At 69.4% G+C, this 17,701-nt stretch carries 14 protein-coding genes; 1 reads left to right on the forward strand and 13 read right to left on the reverse strand.

Annotated features, from left to right (window positions below):
• Positions 1-23: 23 nt before the first annotated feature.
• From lpxD to MKK82_RS31555, 5 genes are all read right to left on the reverse strand, one after another.
• On the reverse strand, positions 24-1,082 hold the full coding sequence (gene lpxD, locus MKK82_RS31535; RefSeq protein WP_238290312.1) for a UDP-3-O-(3-hydroxymyristoyl)glucosamine N-acyltransferase: 1,059 nt from the start codon (positions 1,080-1,082) through the stop codon (positions 24-26).
• 51 nt (positions 1,083-1,133) lie between these two features.
• Positions 1,134-3,704, reverse strand: coding sequence for an outer membrane protein assembly factor BamA (bamA, locus tag MKK82_RS31540; protein WP_238290311.1), 2,571 nt, complete (start codon positions 3,702-3,704; stop codon positions 1,134-1,136).
• Positions 3,705-4,137: 433 nt separating this feature from the next.
• Positions 4,138-5,292 (reverse strand): RIP metalloprotease RseP, encoded by a 1,155-nt coding sequence (gene rseP, locus MKK82_RS31545; RefSeq protein ID WP_238290310.1) that lies wholly within the window; start codon positions 5,290-5,292, stop codon positions 4,138-4,140.
• Positions 5,293-5,489: 197 nt separating this feature from the next.
• Positions 5,490-7,016: a DHA2 family efflux MFS transporter permease subunit gene (locus tag MKK82_RS31550; protein WP_238290309.1), complete on the reverse strand. Its 1,527-nt coding sequence runs from the start codon at positions 7,014-7,016 to the stop codon at positions 5,490-5,492.
• A gap of 68 nt (positions 7,017-7,084) precedes the next feature.
• A complete protein-coding gene (locus tag MKK82_RS31555; protein ID WP_238290307.1) occupies positions 7,085-8,317 on the reverse strand; it encodes an HlyD family secretion protein in 1,233 nt (410 codons plus the stop codon).
• A gap of 136 nt (positions 8,318-8,453) precedes the next feature.
• On the opposite strand from MKK82_RS31555, the gene MKK82_RS31560 reads away from it, so the two are divergent.
• A complete protein-coding gene (locus MKK82_RS31560; RefSeq protein WP_238290306.1) occupies positions 8,454-9,092 on the forward strand; it encodes a TetR/AcrR family transcriptional regulator in 639 nt (212 codons plus the stop codon).
• A gap of 16 nt (positions 9,093-9,108) precedes the next feature.
• Here the strand turns inward: MKK82_RS31560 and dxr are convergent, their stop codons facing one another.
• The 8 genes from dxr to MKK82_RS31600 form a co-directional block, all read right to left on the reverse strand.
• A complete protein-coding gene (gene dxr / locus MKK82_RS31565; RefSeq protein ID WP_243987936.1) occupies positions 9,109-10,287 on the reverse strand; it encodes a 1-deoxy-D-xylulose-5-phosphate reductoisomerase in 1,179 nt (392 codons plus the stop codon).
• Positions 10,288-10,306: 19 nt separating this feature from the next.
• Positions 10,307-11,164, reverse strand: a complete 858-nt coding sequence (locus MKK82_RS31570) for a phosphatidate cytidylyltransferase (protein WP_238290304.1) — start codon at positions 11,162-11,164, stop codon at positions 10,307-10,309.
• A 19-nt stretch (positions 11,165-11,183) separates the two neighbouring features.
• Positions 11,184-11,747: a ribosome recycling factor gene (gene frr, locus MKK82_RS31575; RefSeq protein ID WP_238290303.1), complete on the reverse strand. Its 564-nt coding sequence runs from the start codon at positions 11,745-11,747 to the stop codon at positions 11,184-11,186.
• A gap of 391 nt (positions 11,748-12,138) precedes the next feature.
• Positions 12,139-12,861: a UMP kinase gene (pyrH, locus tag MKK82_RS31580; RefSeq protein WP_238290302.1), complete on the reverse strand. Its 723-nt coding sequence runs from the start codon at positions 12,859-12,861 to the stop codon at positions 12,139-12,141.
• A 445-nt stretch (positions 12,862-13,306) separates the two neighbouring features.
• A complete protein-coding gene (gene tsf, locus MKK82_RS31585) occupies positions 13,307-14,233 on the reverse strand; it encodes a translation elongation factor Ts (protein WP_243987937.1) in 927 nt (308 codons plus the stop codon).
• 119 nt (positions 14,234-14,352) lie between these two features.
• On the reverse strand, positions 14,353-15,420 hold the full coding sequence (locus MKK82_RS31590; protein ID WP_238290300.1) for a 30S ribosomal protein S2: 1,068 nt from the start codon (positions 15,418-15,420) through the stop codon (positions 14,353-14,355).
• Positions 15,421-15,988: 568 nt separating this feature from the next.
• Positions 15,989-16,729, reverse strand: a complete 741-nt coding sequence (locus MKK82_RS31595) for a pseudouridine synthase (RefSeq protein WP_238290299.1) — start codon at positions 16,727-16,729, stop codon at positions 15,989-15,991.
• The gene (locus MKK82_RS31600; RefSeq protein ID WP_243987939.1) at positions 16,726-17,631 is read right to left on the reverse strand and encodes a class I SAM-dependent methyltransferase; all 906 of its coding nucleotides are present in this window, start codon (positions 17,629-17,631) and stop codon (positions 16,726-16,728) included. Before MKK82_RS31600 ends, MKK82_RS31595 begins: the two co-directional genes overlap by 4 nt.
• Positions 17,632-17,701 lie beyond the last annotated feature (70 nt).

Consider the following 17,701-nt stretch of genomic DNA (forward strand, 5'->3'; position numbering starts at 1 on the left):
ACCGGCGTGCGGCTGCCGTCAGATCACGAATCCTCGGCCGTGTCGGCCTTGCCCGACCGCTCGGCGAGGCGCGCCAGCGTCGTCAGTTCCCGGAACCACGCCCGTACGGGCTTTGCGGGCGTTCCACCCCACCGGCTGCCCGGCGGGACGTCCCGGTTGACGTTGGACGAGCCCGCGATCTGTGACCCGCGGCCAATGCGCAGATGGCCCACGACGCCCACCTGCCCGCCCAGGACGACGTAATCCTCCAGCGTGGTCGAACCCGAGATGCCGACGCCCGACACGATCACGCAGTGCCGGCCGATCACGACGTTGTGGGCGATCTGCACGAGGTTATCGATCTTGGTGCCCTCGCCGATCACCGTGTCCCGCGACGCGCCCCGGTCGATCGTCGTGTTGGCGCCGACCTCGACATCGTCTTGGACGATGACTCGGCCGACCTGCGGCACCTTCAGGTGGGTGGCGCCCATGGCGAAACCGAAGCCGTCCTGCCCCAGCCGGGCGCCCGGATGGAGGATCACCCGATTGCCGAGGAGCGCGTGGCTGAGCGTCGTGCCCGCCCCGATCGCGCAGTCCCGGCCGATCCGGACGCCGGGCCCGATCACCGCGTTCGGGCCGACCACGGTGCCGGCGCCGATCTCGGCATCGGGGCCGATCACCGCGCCCGGATCGACCGTGACCCCCTCCTCCAGCCGCGCTTCCGGATGGACATGGGCGCCCGGCGCGATGCCGCGGGCGCCGAATTGCGAGCCCGGGCGCAGCGCGTCGGGATGCAGGCGGCCGAGCAGCATCGCGTAGGCGCGATAGGGATCGCGGCTGACGATGGCGACAGTTTCGGCCGGACAGCGCGCGGCGAAGCGGGGCGAGACCAGGCAGGCGCCCGCCTGCGTAGCGGCGAGCGCGTCGCCGTACCGGGCATTGTCCATGTAGGCGAGGTGCTGCGGCCCGGCGCTTTCCAGCGATGCGGCGCCCGCGAGCCGATGCTCCGGATCCGCGCCCTCCGGGAGGGAGGCGCCGGCGGCGGCCGCGATCTCGGACAGGGTGATGCCGGATGCGGCGATGAAGAAGATGGGATCTGACATGCACGACAACGCGCCGACCGGGAAAGATCCGGCCGGCGCAGGAGCCTTTTATCAGAAGCGTGAGCCGCCGGAGAAGCGGAACGCCTGCGTCTGATCCTTGCCGATCGAGCCGTACTTGTTGAGCCCCGGCACGAAGACCTTCTGGCCCTCGTCCTTGGTCAGCGCGTAGGCGTAGTCGAACCGGATCGGTCCGAGGGGCGAGTTCCACAGGATGGACGCGCCGATCGAGGAGCGGATCGCGGCCGTGTCGCGGACGTTCACGCATTCCGGCTCGACGCCGATCGTGAAGGCGTTGAAGTTGCACCGTCCGGTCTGCGGCGAGATGCCGTTGATGAAGGCGTCGCCGTTCACGTTGAACGTCCGCTGGCCGTGATAGCCGAACAGCGTACCGGCATCGGCGAAGAGCGCGCCCTTCAGGCCCAGGTCCCGCGGGACGGCAGGAAGCGGGAACTGCACTTCCAGCGTACCGCCGACATAAGTCGAGCCGCCGATCGCGTTCGAGCGGGCGTCGGCGATGCCGACGTCGCGCGGACCGATGCCGTTCGGCGCGAAGCCGCGGACCAGCGACGGACCGAGGAAGAACTGGTCGGTCACCCGCAGCGGATCGTTGTTCAGGGCGCTGATATGGCCGCCCTGGAAGCGAACGAAGCCCACCACGTCCTCGAAGAGTTCCTTGTAGTACCGCGCATCGGCGGTCACGCGGAAGAACTTCGAGTCGCCGCCGAGGCCCGCCACGTCGGGCTTCAGCTCGGCGTAGAGGCCGTTGCGCGGGGCGCCGATTACGTCGAGCGTCGAGTAGGCGAGCGTCAGGCCGGCCAGCGAGGTCAGCGTGTTGCCCTGCGAACCCTTGATGGCGATGGAGGCTTCGCCATCATACGCACAGTTCGGGTAGACCGCCTGGCCGCCGATGTTCCGGCCGGTGTTCGGGTCGATCGTGCCCGCACCGTAGGTCGCCGTGTAGCCGGGGATCGGCACCGAGCAGTCGTTGTACGGCCGCTTCAGGGTGTTCGGGACCTTCAGCTCGGTGTTGTACACCGAGTAGCGCAGCGTGATGCCGAACTCTTCGGTGATCGGCAGGCCGAGGCGCAGCTGGCCGCCGTACACCGTGGTCTCGTAGCGCGAGTACCGGGTCAGGTCGGAATACTTGTAGAAGGCGTCGAAGCCGGCGGCGAGGCGGTAGCCGAGGAAGTACGGCTCGGTGAACGAGAAGTCGACGCCGCGCGAGTACTGGCCACCCGTGCCGGCGAGGCGGACGTACTGGCCGCGGCCGAGGAAGTTCGACTCGGAGACCGAGACCTCGCCGATGATGCCGTCCTGGGTGGAGTAGCCGCCCGCCACCGAGAACGAGCCCGTGGGCTGATCCTCGACATCGATGTTGATCACCACGCGGTCGGGAGCGGAGCCCGGCTCGTTCGAGAAGCGGACCTTCTTGAAGAAGCCCAGCCCGTTCAGCCGACGCTCGGCCCGGTCGGTGAGGACGCGGTTGTAAGCGTCGCCCTCGGCGATATCGAGCTCGCGGCGGATGACGTAGTCGCGGGTGCGGGTGTTGCCGCGGATGTTGATGCGCTCGACGTAGACGTGCGGGCCATCCTCGACCACGAAGCCGAGGGAGACCTGATGGGTCACCGGGTCGCGCTGGCCGGTGGGGCGGACCTGCGCGAACGGATAGCCGGCGCGGTTCACCTCGCGGGTGACATTGTTGAGCGTCTTCTCCACGTCGTCGGCGTTGTAGATGTCGCCCACGGAGGCCGAGACGTTGCCGTCGAGACGGGTGGTGTCGAGGCCCGGCAGGCGCGAATCCACCGAGACCGCACCGACCTTGTACTGCTCGCCCTCGTTCACCGTGATGGTGATGACGTAGCCGGAGGAGTCACCCTCGACGTAGCGCGCGTCGGCGCTGACCACCTGGAAGTCGGCGTAGCCATTCTTCAGGTAGTAGCGGCGGACCTGATCGAGGTCGGTGGTGATACGATCGGGATCGTAGACGTCGGAGGTCTTGATGAACGAGAGGAAGTTCATCTCCGAGGAGCTCATGAGCCCCTTCAGCGTCCGGTCGGAATACGCGTTGTTGCCGACGAAGTTGATCGAGATGATGCCGGTCTTGTCGCCCTCGTCGACCTGATAGATCACGTCGACGCGGCCGTTGGGCAGGTCGACGGTCCGGTAGGTCACCTTGGCGGTGCCGCGGCCGAAGCGCTTGTACACGTCGCGGATGCGCGCGAGGTCGGCGTTGACGATCGCCTCGCTGTAGGGGCCGCGGGCCTTGGCCTCGACGAGGCTCTCGAGGGTGGCCTTCTCGACCTTCTTGTTGCCCTCGAAGACAACGCGGTTGATCAGGTTGTTCTCGCGTACGGTGACCACCGTGCGCCCCCCGGACTGCGCGACGCGCACGTCCGAGAACATGCCGCTCGCCAGCAGGTTGCGCCGAGCCTCCTCGGCGGATCCGGACGCCGTCCCGGTCACGTAGGACCGGATCGTGTCGGCATCGACGCGCTGGTTGCCCTGGACGACGATCTGCTGCGCCTGGGCGGCCCCGCTCAGGACGACGCCAAGACCCGCAGTGACTAGGACGATGGTTTTCCGCACCGACTTACGTCGGTGCTTCCCCGTCAACGACATCATGCAATCGCCCGTTTCTGTTCTGGTCGCGGGGGTTAGCCCGTCACGAGCGACCGTTGATCGGCCGTCCCGTCACCTGGTCCAAGCGTGGCTTCGGTCCAAGCGTAGCTCTTAGCGGGATTCCCCTGCCAAGCAAACGCGCGGGAGGCCATCGTCAGGGGATTTTGGGGGGTCGTGGCCTTCGCGCCACTTAACGCTGCACCCAGCCGGCGGGCAAACCACGGATCGTGGTGAACCGCACGTAAACAACTGCGCCCGCAGCCCTTTTCCAGACTGCGTGCGCCGCCGTTCACCGTGTTTTAACCGAGATCGGCGTCACCGCCGCGTCCCCAAGCGGGCGCTCTGCGGGCGGGATCGCGGCAGGAATGGGGCATCCTTTCCGGTGGAGACCGGAACCGACGTCGGATCACCGGCGCCAGCCCTCGACCCCGACGGATCAGGTGTTCCGCCAGGACGCGCCGAGATTGAGGATGTCGTTCCAGGCCGCGAACAGCATCAGCATCAGGACCAGGGCGAGGCCGATCCGGAAACCGATCTCCTGGGCCCGCTCGCTGAGCGGCCGGCCGCGGACGACCTCGAAGGCGTAGAACAGCAGGTGGCCGCCATCGAGCAGGGGCACTGGGAAGAGGTTCAGAAGGCCGATCGACACCGAGAGCAGCGCGATGAGGCCGACGAGGCCGCCGACGCCGCCGGTCTTGGCGACCTCGCCCGAGACGCGGGCGATCCCGATCGGGCCGGACAGCTGATCGGCCGACTCGCGGCCAGTGACGAGCTTCCCGAGATACGAGAAGGTCCGCTCGACGACGAAGTAGGTCTCCTTGACCCCGAGGTTCAGCGAGTCGAGCGGCCCGTAGCGGACGAGCCGCGCCTCCGAGCCGGCGGGCGACCGGATGCCGAGGCGTCCGATCCGGTGACGGCCGAAGGGTGTCTTCTCCTCGAAGGTGGCCGGGGTCGCCTGGATGGTGATCGGTTGCGCCTCGCGCTCCACCGTGAAGGTCAGCGGCGTTCCGGCGCTGCCCGTGACGGTGCGGTACATGGCATTGAAGTCGCCGATCTTCTCGCCGTCGATGGCGGTGATCACGTCGCCCGGCTGGAAGCCGGCCTGGGCCGCGACGCTGTTGGGCTCCACCGACGAGACCCGGGCGGGCAGCTCGTAGCGGCCCCCGAGCCAGATCGCGCCGGCGAACAACAGGATCGCCAGGATGAAGTTCGCCACCGGTCCCGCGGCGACGATCGCGGCGCGCTTGGCCACGGGCTGGGTCGGGAAACTGATCGCCCGCTCCTGCGGGCTCATCCGGGCGACCGTTTCCGGGTCGGGCATGCTGGCGCCGTTGGCGTCGCCGTGGAACTTCACGTAGCCGCCGAGCGGGATGGCGCAGAGCTTCCAGCGCGTGCCGCGGCGGTCGTTGAAGCCGAACAGTTCCGGGCCGAAGCCGAGCGAGAAAGCGTGGACGCCGACGCCGCACCAGCGTCCGACCAGGAAGTGGCCCATCTCGTGCACGAACACCACGACGGTGAGCACGAACAGGAACGGGATCACGGCGCCGAAGAAGCCGCCGGCGGTCCCGCCCATCGCGTTGAGGAAGTCCATGAGCCGTTTCCTGGCCGTATCCGCGCCGGCCTTGCGGGCCGACTATCCAGCCTGTTTAGCAGATCGGTGCGGCCGACTGCCAACGCAATCCCGTGCGCCGGTCGCGAAGGTCACGCGGCCGAGGGCCCGACAGTTCGGCTCCTGCTGTCAGGCCGGGTGATGTCCCCGCAATCCCCGCTGTCGCGGTGGCGCCCCGCTCAGTGACCGCCGCCGCCGCCCGCCGCCTGCGGGCGCCGGACCAGCGGAACCGCGCAGGCCATCGCCAGGAACAGCACGGTCAGGGTCAGAAACAGGTCCTCGAAAGCCATCACCAGGCCCTGGATCCTGACCGTGTTGGTCATGGCCTTCAGCGCCATGCCGGGGGCCGCGCTGCCGAAGGAGTCGAAGCCGCGCTGCAGGGAGTCGAGCCGTTCCACCGCGGCTGTGCTGGCCCAGGTGAAGCGCTCGTGTAGCCGGGCGAGGTGCAGGTCCCACCGGTCGTTCAGCAGCGTGTTGATCAGGGCGAGACCCACCGCGCCGCCGAGGTTGCGCGTCAGGTTGTAGAGCCCGGAGGCGTTCTTCATCCGGGCCGGCGGGAGCGTACCCAGGGCGATGTTGTTGATCGGGATCATGCACAGCATCAGCGAGCAGCCGCGCAGCACCTGCGGCAGCAGCAGTTCCCAGAAGTCCCAGTCCTTGGTGAGGCCGGTGACGATCCAGGTGCCGCAGGCGAATCCCGCGAATCCGATCCCCATCATGAGGCGGGGATCGACCTTGCCGGAGAATCGTCCGGCGATCGGCGCGGTGGCGAACATGCACAGGCCGGAGACGAACATCGTCTCGCCGATCATCAGCGCCGAGTAGCCCCGCACGCGCGCGAGGTAGACCGGATAGACGTAGGTCAGCCCGTAGAGGCCGATGCCCAGCACGAAGCTCGCGACGCAGCCGCTGGCGAAGTTCCGGTCGGAGAAGGCGCGCAGGTCGACGATCGGTTGCGGCGCCGTGAAGGCGCGCCAGAAGAACAGCACCCCTGATGCGGCGCAGATGATCGCGCAGGCGAAGACCGCCTCGTCCTGCAGCCAGTCGTGGTTCGGCCCCTCCTCCAGGACGTATTCGAGGCAGCCGAGGAACCCCGCCATGAAGGCGAGGCCGGCCCAGTCGAAAGATTTCAGCAGGCCGTAATTCGGCTTGTCGAAATCCACCAGCATCCAGGTCGAGACGGTCACGAAGATGCCCGGCACGACGTTGATCAGGAACAGCCAGTGCCAGGACATCAGGTCGGTGAGATACCCGCCGACCGTGGGACCGATGGTCGGCGCCAGCGTCGCCACCAGCCCGATCATCGGCGACACGATGGTCCGCTTCGAGGGCGGAAAGATCGTGAAGGCGGCGGCGAAGACGGTCGGGATCATGCCGCCGCCGATGAAGCCCTGGAGCGCGCGCCAGACGATCATCTCGCCGATGGACGAGGAGGTCGCGCACATCAGGCTCATGACGGTGAAGCCGCCCGCCGAGATGGCGAACATCCAGCGGGTCGACAGCACCCGCGACAGCGTCCCGGAGAGCGGGATCGAGATGACCTCGGCGATGAGGTAGCTGGTCTGGACCCAGGGGATCTCGTCGCCCGAGGCCGAGAGGCCGGCCTGGATCTCGTTGAGGGAAGCCGAGACGATCTGGATGTCGAGGATCGCCATGAACATCCCGAAGACCATGCAGAGGAACGCGATCAGACGGCGGCGATCCATCGGCGGATCGGCCGCGGGAGCCTGTATCCCGGCCGGCCCGGTGGCGGCAGCGGCGGACACGGCGCGCCTCAGCGGCTTGCGGTGGTGACCGGCCGCTCGCCGGCGGCCCGGTCAAGCACCGAACGGTCCGCGCCGGCGCGCGTATCGACCCGCACCACCGCCGAGAGGCCGGGCCGCAGCAGGCCCTCGCGGGCGACGGTCTCGGGCACGCGGACGCGAACCGGCAGGCGCTGGACGATCTTGGTGAAGTTGCCGGTGGCATTGTCGGGCGGCAGCAGGCTGAACACGGAGCCGGAGGCCGGCGAGAAGGATTCCACCACGCCCTCGATCTCCCGGTCCGGATAGGCGTCGATCGTCACCGTGACCGGCTGGCCGGGGCGCATGCGCTGAACCTGGGTCTCCTTGAAGTTCGCGTCGATGCGCACGCTCTGTAGCGGCACCAGTGCGGCGATCCGGGTGCCCGGCGCGACGTAGGCGCCCGCCTCCACCGCCTTGTTGCCCACCACGCCGTCGAAGGGCGCGCGGATCGCCGTGAAGCCGAGGTCGCGGCTGGCCCGGTCGACGGCGGTGCGCAGCTCCGTCGCGAGGCTCTCGGCCTCGCGCCTCTGCGCCAAGAGGACGTCGACGTTGGCGCGGGCCGCGACCAAGCCGGCCTCCATCGCCTTGACGGAAGCCTCGGTCCGGTCACGGTCGGCCCGGGTCTGATCGATGCGCGACTTGGCGACGTAATCCGCCTGCATCTGCGTCGCCCGGGCGAAATCCGCCTGGGCCCGGACGGCATCGGCGCGGGTCGCGTCGAGCTGCGCGGCGGCCTGGGCGACCTGCGCCTGCGCGGCCTCGGCCTGACGGGCGATCCGCTGGATGGTGCTCTCCTGCGTGGCGAGCTTGTCCTGCGCCGCCTGGAGCGCAAGGCGGTAATCGCCGTCGTCGAGCTTGGCGATGATGTCGCCCTTCTTGACCGAGAGGCCGTTCACGACCGGGACGGCCTCGAGATAACCCGAGACCTTCGCGGCCAGGACCGAGATGTCCGCCTGAACGTAGGCGTCGTCCGTCGCGATGAAGAATCGCCCGACCGTCCACCATTGCCATCCCGCATAGGCGCCGCCGCCGAGGGCGAGAGCCAGGGCGGCGAGCAGGACGGCCCGGCGGAGCGGACGCTTGCGCGCCGGCGCGAGGCCCGTTTGCGCCGGAGCCGCCACCGGCGGTGAGACGGCCGCGGGCCGGGCCGGCGTCTCGGCGCGCTCGTCGTCGCCAAGGTCGACCACCGGGGTCGGCCGATCGGCATCCTCGCGCAGGGACATTTCGAAGCCTCGCTGAATGACCGAACCGTTCGGTCAACAAAGCGGACGCGCCTTGACGCAAATCCGAATTGGCCGCAGGTTATGTTGACCGAACGGTTCGGTCAAGCAGGGCGGCGTCTCGGACGCTGGCGGGACGATGGCGCAGGGTGCAGCTTTGGAGCGGGGTACAACCGCACAAGAGAGTGACAAGCGCCGCCAAATCTTGGAGGGCGCGCGGACCGTCTTCCTCTCGGCCGGCTACGACGGGGCGAGCATGGGCGAGATCGCCCGCGCCGCCGGCGTCTCGAAGGGCACCCTCTACGTCTATTTCGACAGCAAGGAAGCGCTGTTCGAGGCCCTGATCCTTCAAGAGAAGATCAGCTTGGCCGAGACTTTGTTCACCTTCGACCCGGAGGATACCGATATTCCCGCCGTCCTCACCCGCCTCGGGATGAGCTTCCTCGCCGAGATGTCCCGGCCGGAGCACATCTCGGTGCATCGCATGGTGATCGGCGTCTGCGAGAAGTTTCCGCATTTCGGGCAGGTCTACTACGAGGCCGGCCCGGCCCGCGGCGTGGCGCGGCTGGCGGCCTATCTCGACGTGCAGGTGAAAGGCGGCCGGCTGCGCATCGCCGACACGACCCTCGCGGCCCAGCACTTCCTGCATCTCTGCCTGGCCGGTCTGCTCACGCGCATGCTGTTCGCCGCCGGAGGCGATGCGAACGAGGCGCGAAGACGCTTCCAGACCGCCGAGGCGGTGCGGGTATTCCTCGCCGCCTACGCGCCGGTGCGCTGAGGCGCGACCGCCGCTCCTAACCCGCGGCGCGCAGCTCCGGCAGGGCTTCGGCGCTCCAGACCCGCACGTGGGCGTCGATGGCGAGGGCCTCGTCCACGTCGGCCGGCGCGCTCCGGTACTGCCCGGCGAAGTGTGAGCAGGCGCGCTCGACCAAGTCGTTGATCCCGTAGAAACCGATCCGGCCCGCGATGAAGGCCGCCACCGCGATCTCGTTGGCCGCGTTCATCACGGTCGGCGCCGCGCCGCCGGCAGCCAGCGCCGCCCGGGCGATCCGCAGGCACGGGAACCGCGCCTCGTCCGCCGCCTCGAAGGTCAGCGACCCGAGCTTCACGAGGTCGAGGGGGCGCCCCCGCTCGATGGTGAGCCGGTCGCCGAGCCCGAGGCAGTGGGAGATCGGCACCCGCATGTCGGGCAGCGCCAGTTCGGCGGTCACGGCGCCGTCGAGCCAGTAGACCATCCCGTGGATCACCGATTGCGGGTGCACCACGACGTCGAGGCGCTCGGGCTCGATGCCGAACAGGTGGTGCGCCTCGATCAGCTCGAGGCCCTTGTTCATCAGGCTCGCCGAATCGATGTTGATCTTCATGCCCATCGACCAGGTCGGATGGGCGGCGGCCTCGGCGGCCGAGGCGGCGGCGATCCGCTCCCGGGTCCAGGTGCGGAACGGGCCGCCCGAGGCCGTGATCATCATGGTGCGGACGTCGGTGAGCGGCCGCCCGGCGAGCGCTTGGCTCAGGGCGTCGTGCTCGGAATCCATCGGCAGGATCGTGGCGCCGTAGCGCGCAGCGTCGCGCATGAAGGCGTCGCCGGCGCAGACGAGGCTTTCCTTGTTGGCGAGCGCGACCGTCCGGCCCAGCCGGAGCGCCGCGTGGGTCGACTTCAGCCCGGCGGCGCCGCTCACGGCCGCCACGACGATGTCGGCATCCCGGGCGGCAGCCTCCATGACCGCGCCCTCCCCCGCCCCGTTGGGGATCCCGGATCCCGACAGGGCCTCGGCGAGCGCCGGGCCGGCGGATTCGTCGGCGAGGGCCGCGAAGGAGGCGTTCAGCTCGCGTGCGACCTTGGCCAGGGCGACGGGATCCTTGCCGGCGACCAGGGCGCCGACGCGGAACCGGTCGGCATGCTGGGCGAGCAGGTCGGCGGTGGAGCGGCCGATCGAGCCGGTGGCGCCAAAGACGGTGACGATCTGGGTCACGGGTTCAACTCCCTCATCGTCACGCGATCAGACCGCCCCCGCGCAGGGCGAGATAGAGGGCCGCCAGCACGGCGACCGCGAAGAATCCGTCGAGCCGGTCCATGACGCCGCCATGGCCCGGGATGATCTTGCCGGAATCCTTCACGCCGTAGCGGCGCTTGAGGCCCGACTCGATGAGATCGCCAGCCTGGCTCAGGACCGAGGCGAGCGCGCTCACGCCGGCCACCACCGGCAGGGACGCGGCACTGGGCAGAGGCATTCCGGTGAGGTCAGCGACCACCGGGACCAGGGTCCCTGCCGCAACAGCGCCCAGCAGGCCCCCGAGGGCCCCAGACCACGTCTTGTTGGGCGACACCCGGGGCATCAGCTTCGGGCCGCCGATCTTCCGGCCGGCGAAGTAGGCGGCGATATCGGTGGACCAGACCACCGCGAACATCCAGGCCGGCCCGACAAGACCAATGGCGGGATCGTCGCGCAGGGCCACCGGCACCGCCGCGATCGCGGCCGCACCGAGCAAGCCGACGAAGGCGCGGAGCCTACCGCGCCCGGTCCGTGCCACCGTCGCGCAGGCGGCGGCTCCCAGCAGCAGCACCGCGATGCAGGCGGGTGCCGGAGCTTCGCCGCGCTGGCAGAGCAGCAGCGCGCCCAGCGTCGCTGCACCGAGGGCGATCAACACCTCGCGGGGCTCGGTGCGGCTCATCACCATCCACTCGGCGAAGCCGATGATTCCGGCGGCGAGCCAGATCCCCGCAAAGGGCCAGCCCCCATAGACCAGGGCGGCCAGCACGCCGGCTCCGAGCACGAGGCCCGACGCGACGCGCAGCCAGAGTTCACGCCGCCCCTTGGGACGCGCGGCCGGAGCGGCAGCGGAGGTCACGCGGGTCTCGGCCTGTGCCTCAGACCTGCATGATTTCCTTCTCCTTGGAGGCCAGCACGCCGTCGATCTCGGCGATGGTCTGGTCCGTCGCCTTCTGCACGTCGGTGGCCTGACGCTTCTCGTCGTCCTCCGAGATAGCGCTGTCCTTCAGGAGCTTCTTGAGGTGGTCGAGGCCGTCCCGGCGGACGTGACGGACGGCGACGCGGGCCTCCTCGGTATACTTGTGGGCGACCTTGACCATCTCCTTGCGGCGCTGCTCGTTCATCTCTGGGATGCGCAGGCGGATGGTCTGGCCCTCGGTCTGGGGGTTGAGGCCCAGATCGGATTCGCGGATCGCCTTCTCGACGGCCGTGACCATGCTGCGGTCCCAGACGGAGATGGACAGGAGCCGGGGCTCCGGCACGCTGACGGTGGCGACCTGCGCCATCGGCATCATCGAGCCGTAGGCATCGACCTGGATCGGGTCGAGCAGCGAGGGCGTGGCGCGCCCGGTGCGCAGCGACCCGAGGTCCTTCGAGAGCGAGGACACCGCGCCCTGCATGCGGCGCTTGATGTCGTTGAGGTCGAATTCCGGTGTGGCCATGATGGTCGTCCCGACACGTCTGACGTCGTCTTGAGCCCGGCGCGGGCAATCGCGGCCTCAATGGACGAATTTTTTCGGGGCCGCAAACCGTCTTCCGCTCGTCGGGAGCTCAGGCAGGGTGCAACCGGTGGAACGGGCGGGTGTGACGCCTAGGCTCCTCGCCGCAGGCGCCAACAGGCGGATCTCCCCGTGCCAGCCGCCCTCGTCCGAGGCACCCGGAGCGCGCCAGAACCTCGGAATCCTGTCCCGGACTTCCGCGCTACCAGGCGTCCGGATCCCTGAGCCCGCCTCAGATCGTGGCCCGTGCAAGAGCTGTCATCGGACCTTGCCCCATTACGCCGTCCGCCCGCTCGGGAGGATGGCCTCGCACCGCGCGGGTGGAGTTGACCCGTCAGGGGGCCACGAGGGTCGAGGGTGCCTCACCCGACAGGATCGTGGCGATCGAGCTCGGGGGGTGGAGGGAGCCGACCAGGATCGACAGCCGGCTCTCGCGGGCCAGGGCGAAAGCGGCGGTGTCCATCACCTTGAGGTCGCGGGCGATGGCCTCGTCGTGGGTGATGCGATCGTAGCGCGTGGCGGTCGGATCCTTCTTGGGATCGGCCGAGTAGACACCGTCGACCTGCGTCGCCTTCAGCACCGCGTCGCAGCGCAGCTCGGCGGCGCGGAGGACCGCGGCGGTATCGGTCGTGAAGAACGGGTTGCCGGTGCCGCCGGCCAGGACCACGACCTGGCCCTTGTCGAGATGGTGCAGGGCCGGCTGGCGGGCATAGGTCTCGCAGATCGTCGGCATCGACACCGCCGACATCGTCCGGGCCTGGACGCCCGCTGCGTTGAGCGCCGTTTCGATGGCCAGGGAGTTCATCACGGTGGCCATCATGCCGAGCGAATCTCCGGTGGCCCGGTCGATCCAGCCGGCCGCCGAGATCCGCGCGCCGCGGATCATGTTGCCGCCGCCCACCACGATGGCGATCTCGGCCCCCGCCTCGATGGTGCGGGCGATGTCCTCGGCTAGAGCCGCCAGCGTCGGCGGGTGCAGCCAGTAGCCGTCCGGGGCGGCCAGAGCCTCGCCCGACAGCTTCAGCAGAATTCGGCGAAACGGTGTCGTATCCGGCATCGGGCTTTCCGGCTCCATCCCGCTCCGCGCAAGCGGGAGGCTTCTACGTCAGGGACAGGAGCCGCGTCGAGGGGTTCGAATCGATCCCGTCGGCTGAGGCGCGACAACGCGCCCCCCGAATGCACCGATGAGCGGGCGATCCGCTCTCAGGTGAGGCGCCGGCATGACCAACGGCATGCCGGCGCCCGATTTCAGCTGCCGGTCAGGACTCCCACGGCACCGAGGACGGTCATGACGAGGCCGGACGCGAACACGCCGATCATCAGGTAGGAGAAGGGTTTCAAAGGCATACACACGATGTAGCGCAGTGCCGCAAAACGGCGTGTGCGCCGCAACACGATGCGGAGCGGAACGTCTCCGGGAGGCGGAAAACGAGAAACCCCGCCCGGGGAGCGCCGGACGGGGTCGATAGCGTCAGGGCCCGGCCGCGGCCGGGCGTCCTCCGTCAGGCGCGGCCGGCCTGCTGGGCAACCTCGGTGGCGAAGTCAGGCCCCTCTTCCTTCTCGATGCCCTCGCCCAGCGCGTAGCGGACGAAGCCCGTCAGGGCGACCGGGCCGCCGACCTTGGAGCCGGCCTCCTTAAGGACCTGGCTGACCGTCTTCGAGCCATCGTGCACGAAGGGCTGCTCCAGGAGTGTGACCTCCTTGTAGTAGCTCTTCAGGCCGCTCTCGATGATCTTCGCGAGGACGTAGTCCGGCTTGCCGGCGTTCTTCTCGCGCAGGATGTTGGACTCGCGCTCCACCGTGGCGGTGTCCACGCCCGAGGCATCGAGCGCCACCGGGTTGGTCGCCGCGACGTGCATGGCGATCTGGCGACCGAGCGTTGAGAGCGCGTCGACATCGCCCTCGGACTCGAGCGCGACGAGCACGCCGATCTTGCCGAGACCCTCGGAGATCTGGCTATGCACGTAAGAGGCGATCACGCCCTTCTTCACCTGGAGCTTGGCGACGCGGCGCAGGTTCATGTTCTCGCCGATGGTGGCGATCAGAGCCTGTAGCTTCTCCGAGACGGTCTCGGTGGCGCCCGGGAAGTGGGCGGCCTGGAGACCTTCCAGAGTGCCGTCGGTGTTGAGCGCGATCTTGGTGGCCTCGCGGGCGAAGGCCTGGAATGCGTCGTTGCGGGCGACGAAGTCGGTCTCGGAGTTCACCTCGACGACCGCGGCGTGATGACCGGCCGACTCGACCGCGACCAGGCCCTCGGCCGCGACGCGGCCGGCCTTCTTGGCCGCCTTGGCGAGACCCTTCTTGCGCAGCCAGTCGACGGCGGCCTCGATGTCGCCCTGCGTCTCGTTGAGCGCGCCCTTGCAGTCCATCATGCCGGCGCCGGTCTTCTCCCGGAGCTCCTTCACCATCGCGGCGGTGATGTTGGCCATGGCGGTCCCTTTCGTACGGTCTGGATGAGAGAGGCCCGGCGCGCGGGTGAGCGGCCGGGCCCGGTATGGCTGGAACCGCGACAGCCCGATGACGGGGCCGCCGCGACATCCCCGATGGATCAGGCCGCGGCAGCGGCCTCGACGAAGCCGCGGGCCTGCGAGACCCACGAATCACGGTCGATGCGGCCGTTGAGCTTCAGGTCGGCATCGACCTTGGCGACGTCCTCGGCGGTCATCGCGGCAAGCTGCCAGTAGTGATAGATGCCGGCATCGTTGAGCTTCTGCACGATCTGCGGGCCGGCGCCGTTGAGCTTGGTCAGGTCGTCCGGCGCGCCGCGCGGGGCGGCGAGCAGCTCGAAATGCTCGGTCGACTCGGCGAGCATCGCCACGTCGGCCGGATCGAGGGCGTCGGACTCGACCGAGACGGCCGCGTCGTCGTTCGCCGGCAGCTCCTCAGCCATCGGCTCCTCGGAGGCGCCGAGGTCCATGCCCGACGAGCCCTGGGCACGCGAGATGCCGTCGATGGCGGCCTTGGCGATCAGGTCGCAGTACAGCGCGATGGCCCGGCCCGCGTCGTCGTTGGCGGGGACGATGTGGGTGATGCCGTCCGGATTGCAGTTGGTGTCGACGATCGCGGCCACCGGGATCCCGAGGCGGTTCGCCTCCTTGATCGCCAGTTGCTCCTTGTTGGTGTCGATCACGAACAGCAGGTCGGGCACGCCGCCCATATCCTTGATGCCGCCCAGCGCCTTCTCGAGCTTCTCCTTCTCACGGGAGAGCATCAGGCGCTCCTTCTTGGTGAGGCCCGGACCGCCGGTCTCCAGGGTCTCGGTGACCTTCCGCAGGCGCGAGATCGAGCCCGAGATGGTCTTCCAGTTGGTGAGCATGCCGCCCAGCCAGCGGGAGTTGACGTAGTACTGGGCCGAGCGCTTGGCCGCCTCGGCGATCGTGTCGGCCGCCTGGCGCTTGGTGCCGACGAACAGCACGCGGCCGCCCTTGGCGACGGTGTCGCTCACCGCCTGCAGCGCCGTGTGCAGCGCCGGGACGGTCTGGGCGAGGTCGATGATGTGGATGTTGTTGCGCGTGCCGAAGATGTACGGCTGCATCTTCGGGTTCCAGCGGTGGGACTGGTGACCGAAATGGGCGCCCGCCTCGAGGAGCTGACGCATAGAAAAGTCGACGGCCATGTCTTTGTACTCTCCGGTTGGATCCGCCGCGGAGGGATGCAGCCGGCCGAAATCTCGGACGACCACCGGAAACGCCTCATTCAGGCATGAGGCCGGCTCCGCGTGTGGGATAGGCGGGCGCTTAGCAGAGGGCGGGTGCGAAGGCAAGGCGCGGAGCGGTGCCGCGTTCCGCACCCGCCATGACGGGCCGGGGTCCGGTCGCGACGGGTCCAGTGCCGGGCCTCCGATCGCCGTCCAGTGCGGTTCGGCTGTCCCGGAAGGGAAGCGGGAGCGCCGCGTCCCCGTCCCTTGCCGGGCACCTGCAGCGTCCGCGGAATGCGAACCGGGTCTAGCAGGAGAGCCGTCGCGATGCCGCCTCCATTCACCACCGCGGAGAGGTTTCACGGCGCGCAGCGCGGCGCCGGCGGTCGCGATGGTGGACGCCGTGACCGTCGCGGTCGACGCTCCGGGACGCGTCTAGACCCCTCCAGTGGAACGGAGAGCTCTTACCGCACCGAGCGGAGGTCTTAGCGAAGCCAAGGCCGGGGCGGCGCGCCCGGCGCTCTCGCCCGGTGCTCACCCGGACGCGTCACAATCCCGCGAACACCGCCGCCACATCGGCGGCGGTCATGACGCGATAGCCCCCCGCCGCCAGATCCGTCGGCAGGGCGAGACCGCCGACCCGGTCCCGATGCAGGGCCGTGACGTGGTTGCCCACGGCGGCGAACATCCGGCGAACCTGATGGTAGCGGCCCTCGGTCAGCGTCACCGCGCAGTGCGTTTCATCCTCGACATCGAGACCCACCGGCAGCAGCGGGCGCTCCTCGCCCTCCAGCATCAGCGTCCCCGAGGCGAAGACCCCGGCCTCCCGGCCGCTCAGCGGTCGGTCGAGAGTCACGCGGTAGCGCTTCGCCACGCTGGCCTTCGGGCTGATGATCCGGTGCAGGAGCGCGCCGTCATCGGTGAGGAGCAGCAGGCCCGACGTGTCCTTGTCGAGCCGCCCGACCGTCGAGAGCGGCGGGTCGCGGCGGCGCCAGCGCTCGGGCAGAAGCCCGTAGACCAGCGGACCCGCCTCCTTGTGCGAGCAGGTCACGCCCAGAGGCTTGTGAAGCATGAGGCAGAGGCCAGGCAGCGGATCGAGGGGCACCCCGTCGATCGTCAGTCGCTGCGGCAGATCCGGATCGAGGGGGATCCGATCGCCGGCCTCCGGCCATTCCGCGCCGTCGAGGCGGATCGCGCCGGACCGGGCGAGGCCCTGGATCTCGCGCCGCGAGCCGTAGCCGAGATTGGCCAGCAGCTTGTCGAGCCGGACCGATTTTGCCGCGCTCACCGGCGCGCCTCGTAGACGCGGTAGCCGTTCGCCTGCACGGCGACGGTGACGGCCCGGAACACCTCGCGCAGAGCGGCCTCGTAGGACAGGTGCGCGTTGGCCACCATCCAGAGCGTGCCGCCCGGCCGCAGCACCTCGCGAGCCCGCGCGATGAACGCTCGCCCGAGGGACGGGTCCTCGGCACCGCCCTCGTGGAAGGGTGGATTGGTGACGACGAAATCGAGAAGATCTGGCACCACGTCGGGCGCGCGCACATCCGCCCAGTGGATCGTCGCGCGCGGGTCGGCGACGTTGCGGCGCGCCATCTCGACGGCCCGTCGGTCGATCTCCACCAGCGTCACCGCAGTCACCGCGTCGGACGCGAGCACCGCCCTGGACAGGATGCCCAGGCCGCAACCGAAATCGGCACCCCGGCCCTTCAAGACCGGCAGATTTGCCAGGAGAAGCGCCGTGCCGGGATCCAGCCGGTCCCAGGAGAAGATACCGGGTTGGGTGCACAGGGCGAGGTTGTCCACGTGGCGCGGACCGCCCTCGTCGATCGCCTCGGCGAGGCCGGCGGGATCCTGCGGGCGCTCGGTCGTGCAGATCCGGTGATGCCGGCGCGGCTGATCGGCGGCCACGCAGCCGAAAGTCGCCAGTTCCTTGGCCAAGCGGGTGCCGCCCCGGTCCTTCGGCGCCAGGGCGACCATGCGCCCGCCCGGCCCAAGGGCACGCAGGACCTGGGCGAGCACGTAGCGCCGCTCGATCGTGCCGGGCGGCGCCAGCACGGTGGCGGCGTCGAGGCTGTTCTCGGACAAATCCTCCAACCGGGCCGCGCCGGGGATCAGGGGAGAGTACTGGACGGCATCGCCGGGAACCTCGGCGAGGTCCATCGGCGGCAAGCCGTAGACGGCATGTCGCATGAAGGGTTCGGGATCTGGAGGGCCGATTCCGGAACGCGAATCCGCGGCGGAGCGGGGCAGACCCGCGCCC

Origin of the sequence: Methylobacterium sp. E-046 (assembly GCF_022829625.1) — a bacterium.
GTDB classification, from domain to species: Bacteria; Pseudomonadota; Alphaproteobacteria; order Rhizobiales; family Beijerinckiaceae; genus Methylobacterium; species Methylobacterium longum.

Excerpts from the sequence above, each read along its gene's own strand:
- frr (WP_238290303.1), bottom strand. The coding sequence starts at position 11,747 with ATGGCCACACCGGAATTCGACCTCAACGACATCAAGCGCCGCATGCAG.
- bamA (WP_238290311.1), bottom strand. The coding sequence starts at position 3,704 with ATGATGTCGTTGACGGGGAAGCACCGACGTAAGTCGGTGCGGAAAACC.
- MKK82_RS31590 (WP_238290300.1), bottom strand. The coding sequence starts at position 15,420 with ATGGCCGTCGACTTTTCTATGCGTCAGCTCCTCGAGGCGGGCGCCCAT.
- MKK82_RS31555 (WP_238290307.1), bottom strand. The coding sequence starts at position 8,317 with ATGTCCCTGCGCGAGGATGCCGATCGGCCGACCCCGGTGGTCGACCTT.
- pyrH (WP_238290302.1), bottom strand. The coding sequence starts at position 12,861 with ATGCCGGATACGACACCGTTTCGCCGAATTCTGCTGAAGCTGTCGGGC.
- rseP (WP_238290310.1), bottom strand. The coding sequence starts at position 5,292 with ATGGACTTCCTCAACGCGATGGGCGGGACCGCCGGCGGCTTCTTCGGC.
- MKK82_RS31560 (WP_238290306.1), top strand. The coding sequence starts at position 8,454 with ATGGCGCAGGGTGCAGCTTTGGAGCGGGGTACAACCGCACAAGAGAGT.
- tsf (WP_243987937.1), bottom strand. The coding sequence starts at position 14,233 with ATGGCCAACATCACCGCCGCGATGGTGAAGGAGCTCCGGGAGAAGACC.
- MKK82_RS31550 (WP_238290309.1), bottom strand. The coding sequence starts at position 7,016 with ATGGATCGCCGCCGTCTGATCGCGTTCCTCTGCATGGTCTTCGGGATG.
- lpxD (WP_238290312.1), bottom strand. The coding sequence starts at position 1,082 with ATGTCAGATCCCATCTTCTTCATCGCCGCATCCGGCATCACCCTGTCC.
- MKK82_RS31600 (WP_243987939.1), bottom strand. The coding sequence starts at position 17,631 with ATGCGACATGCCGTCTACGGCTTGCCGCCGATGGACCTCGCCGAGGTT.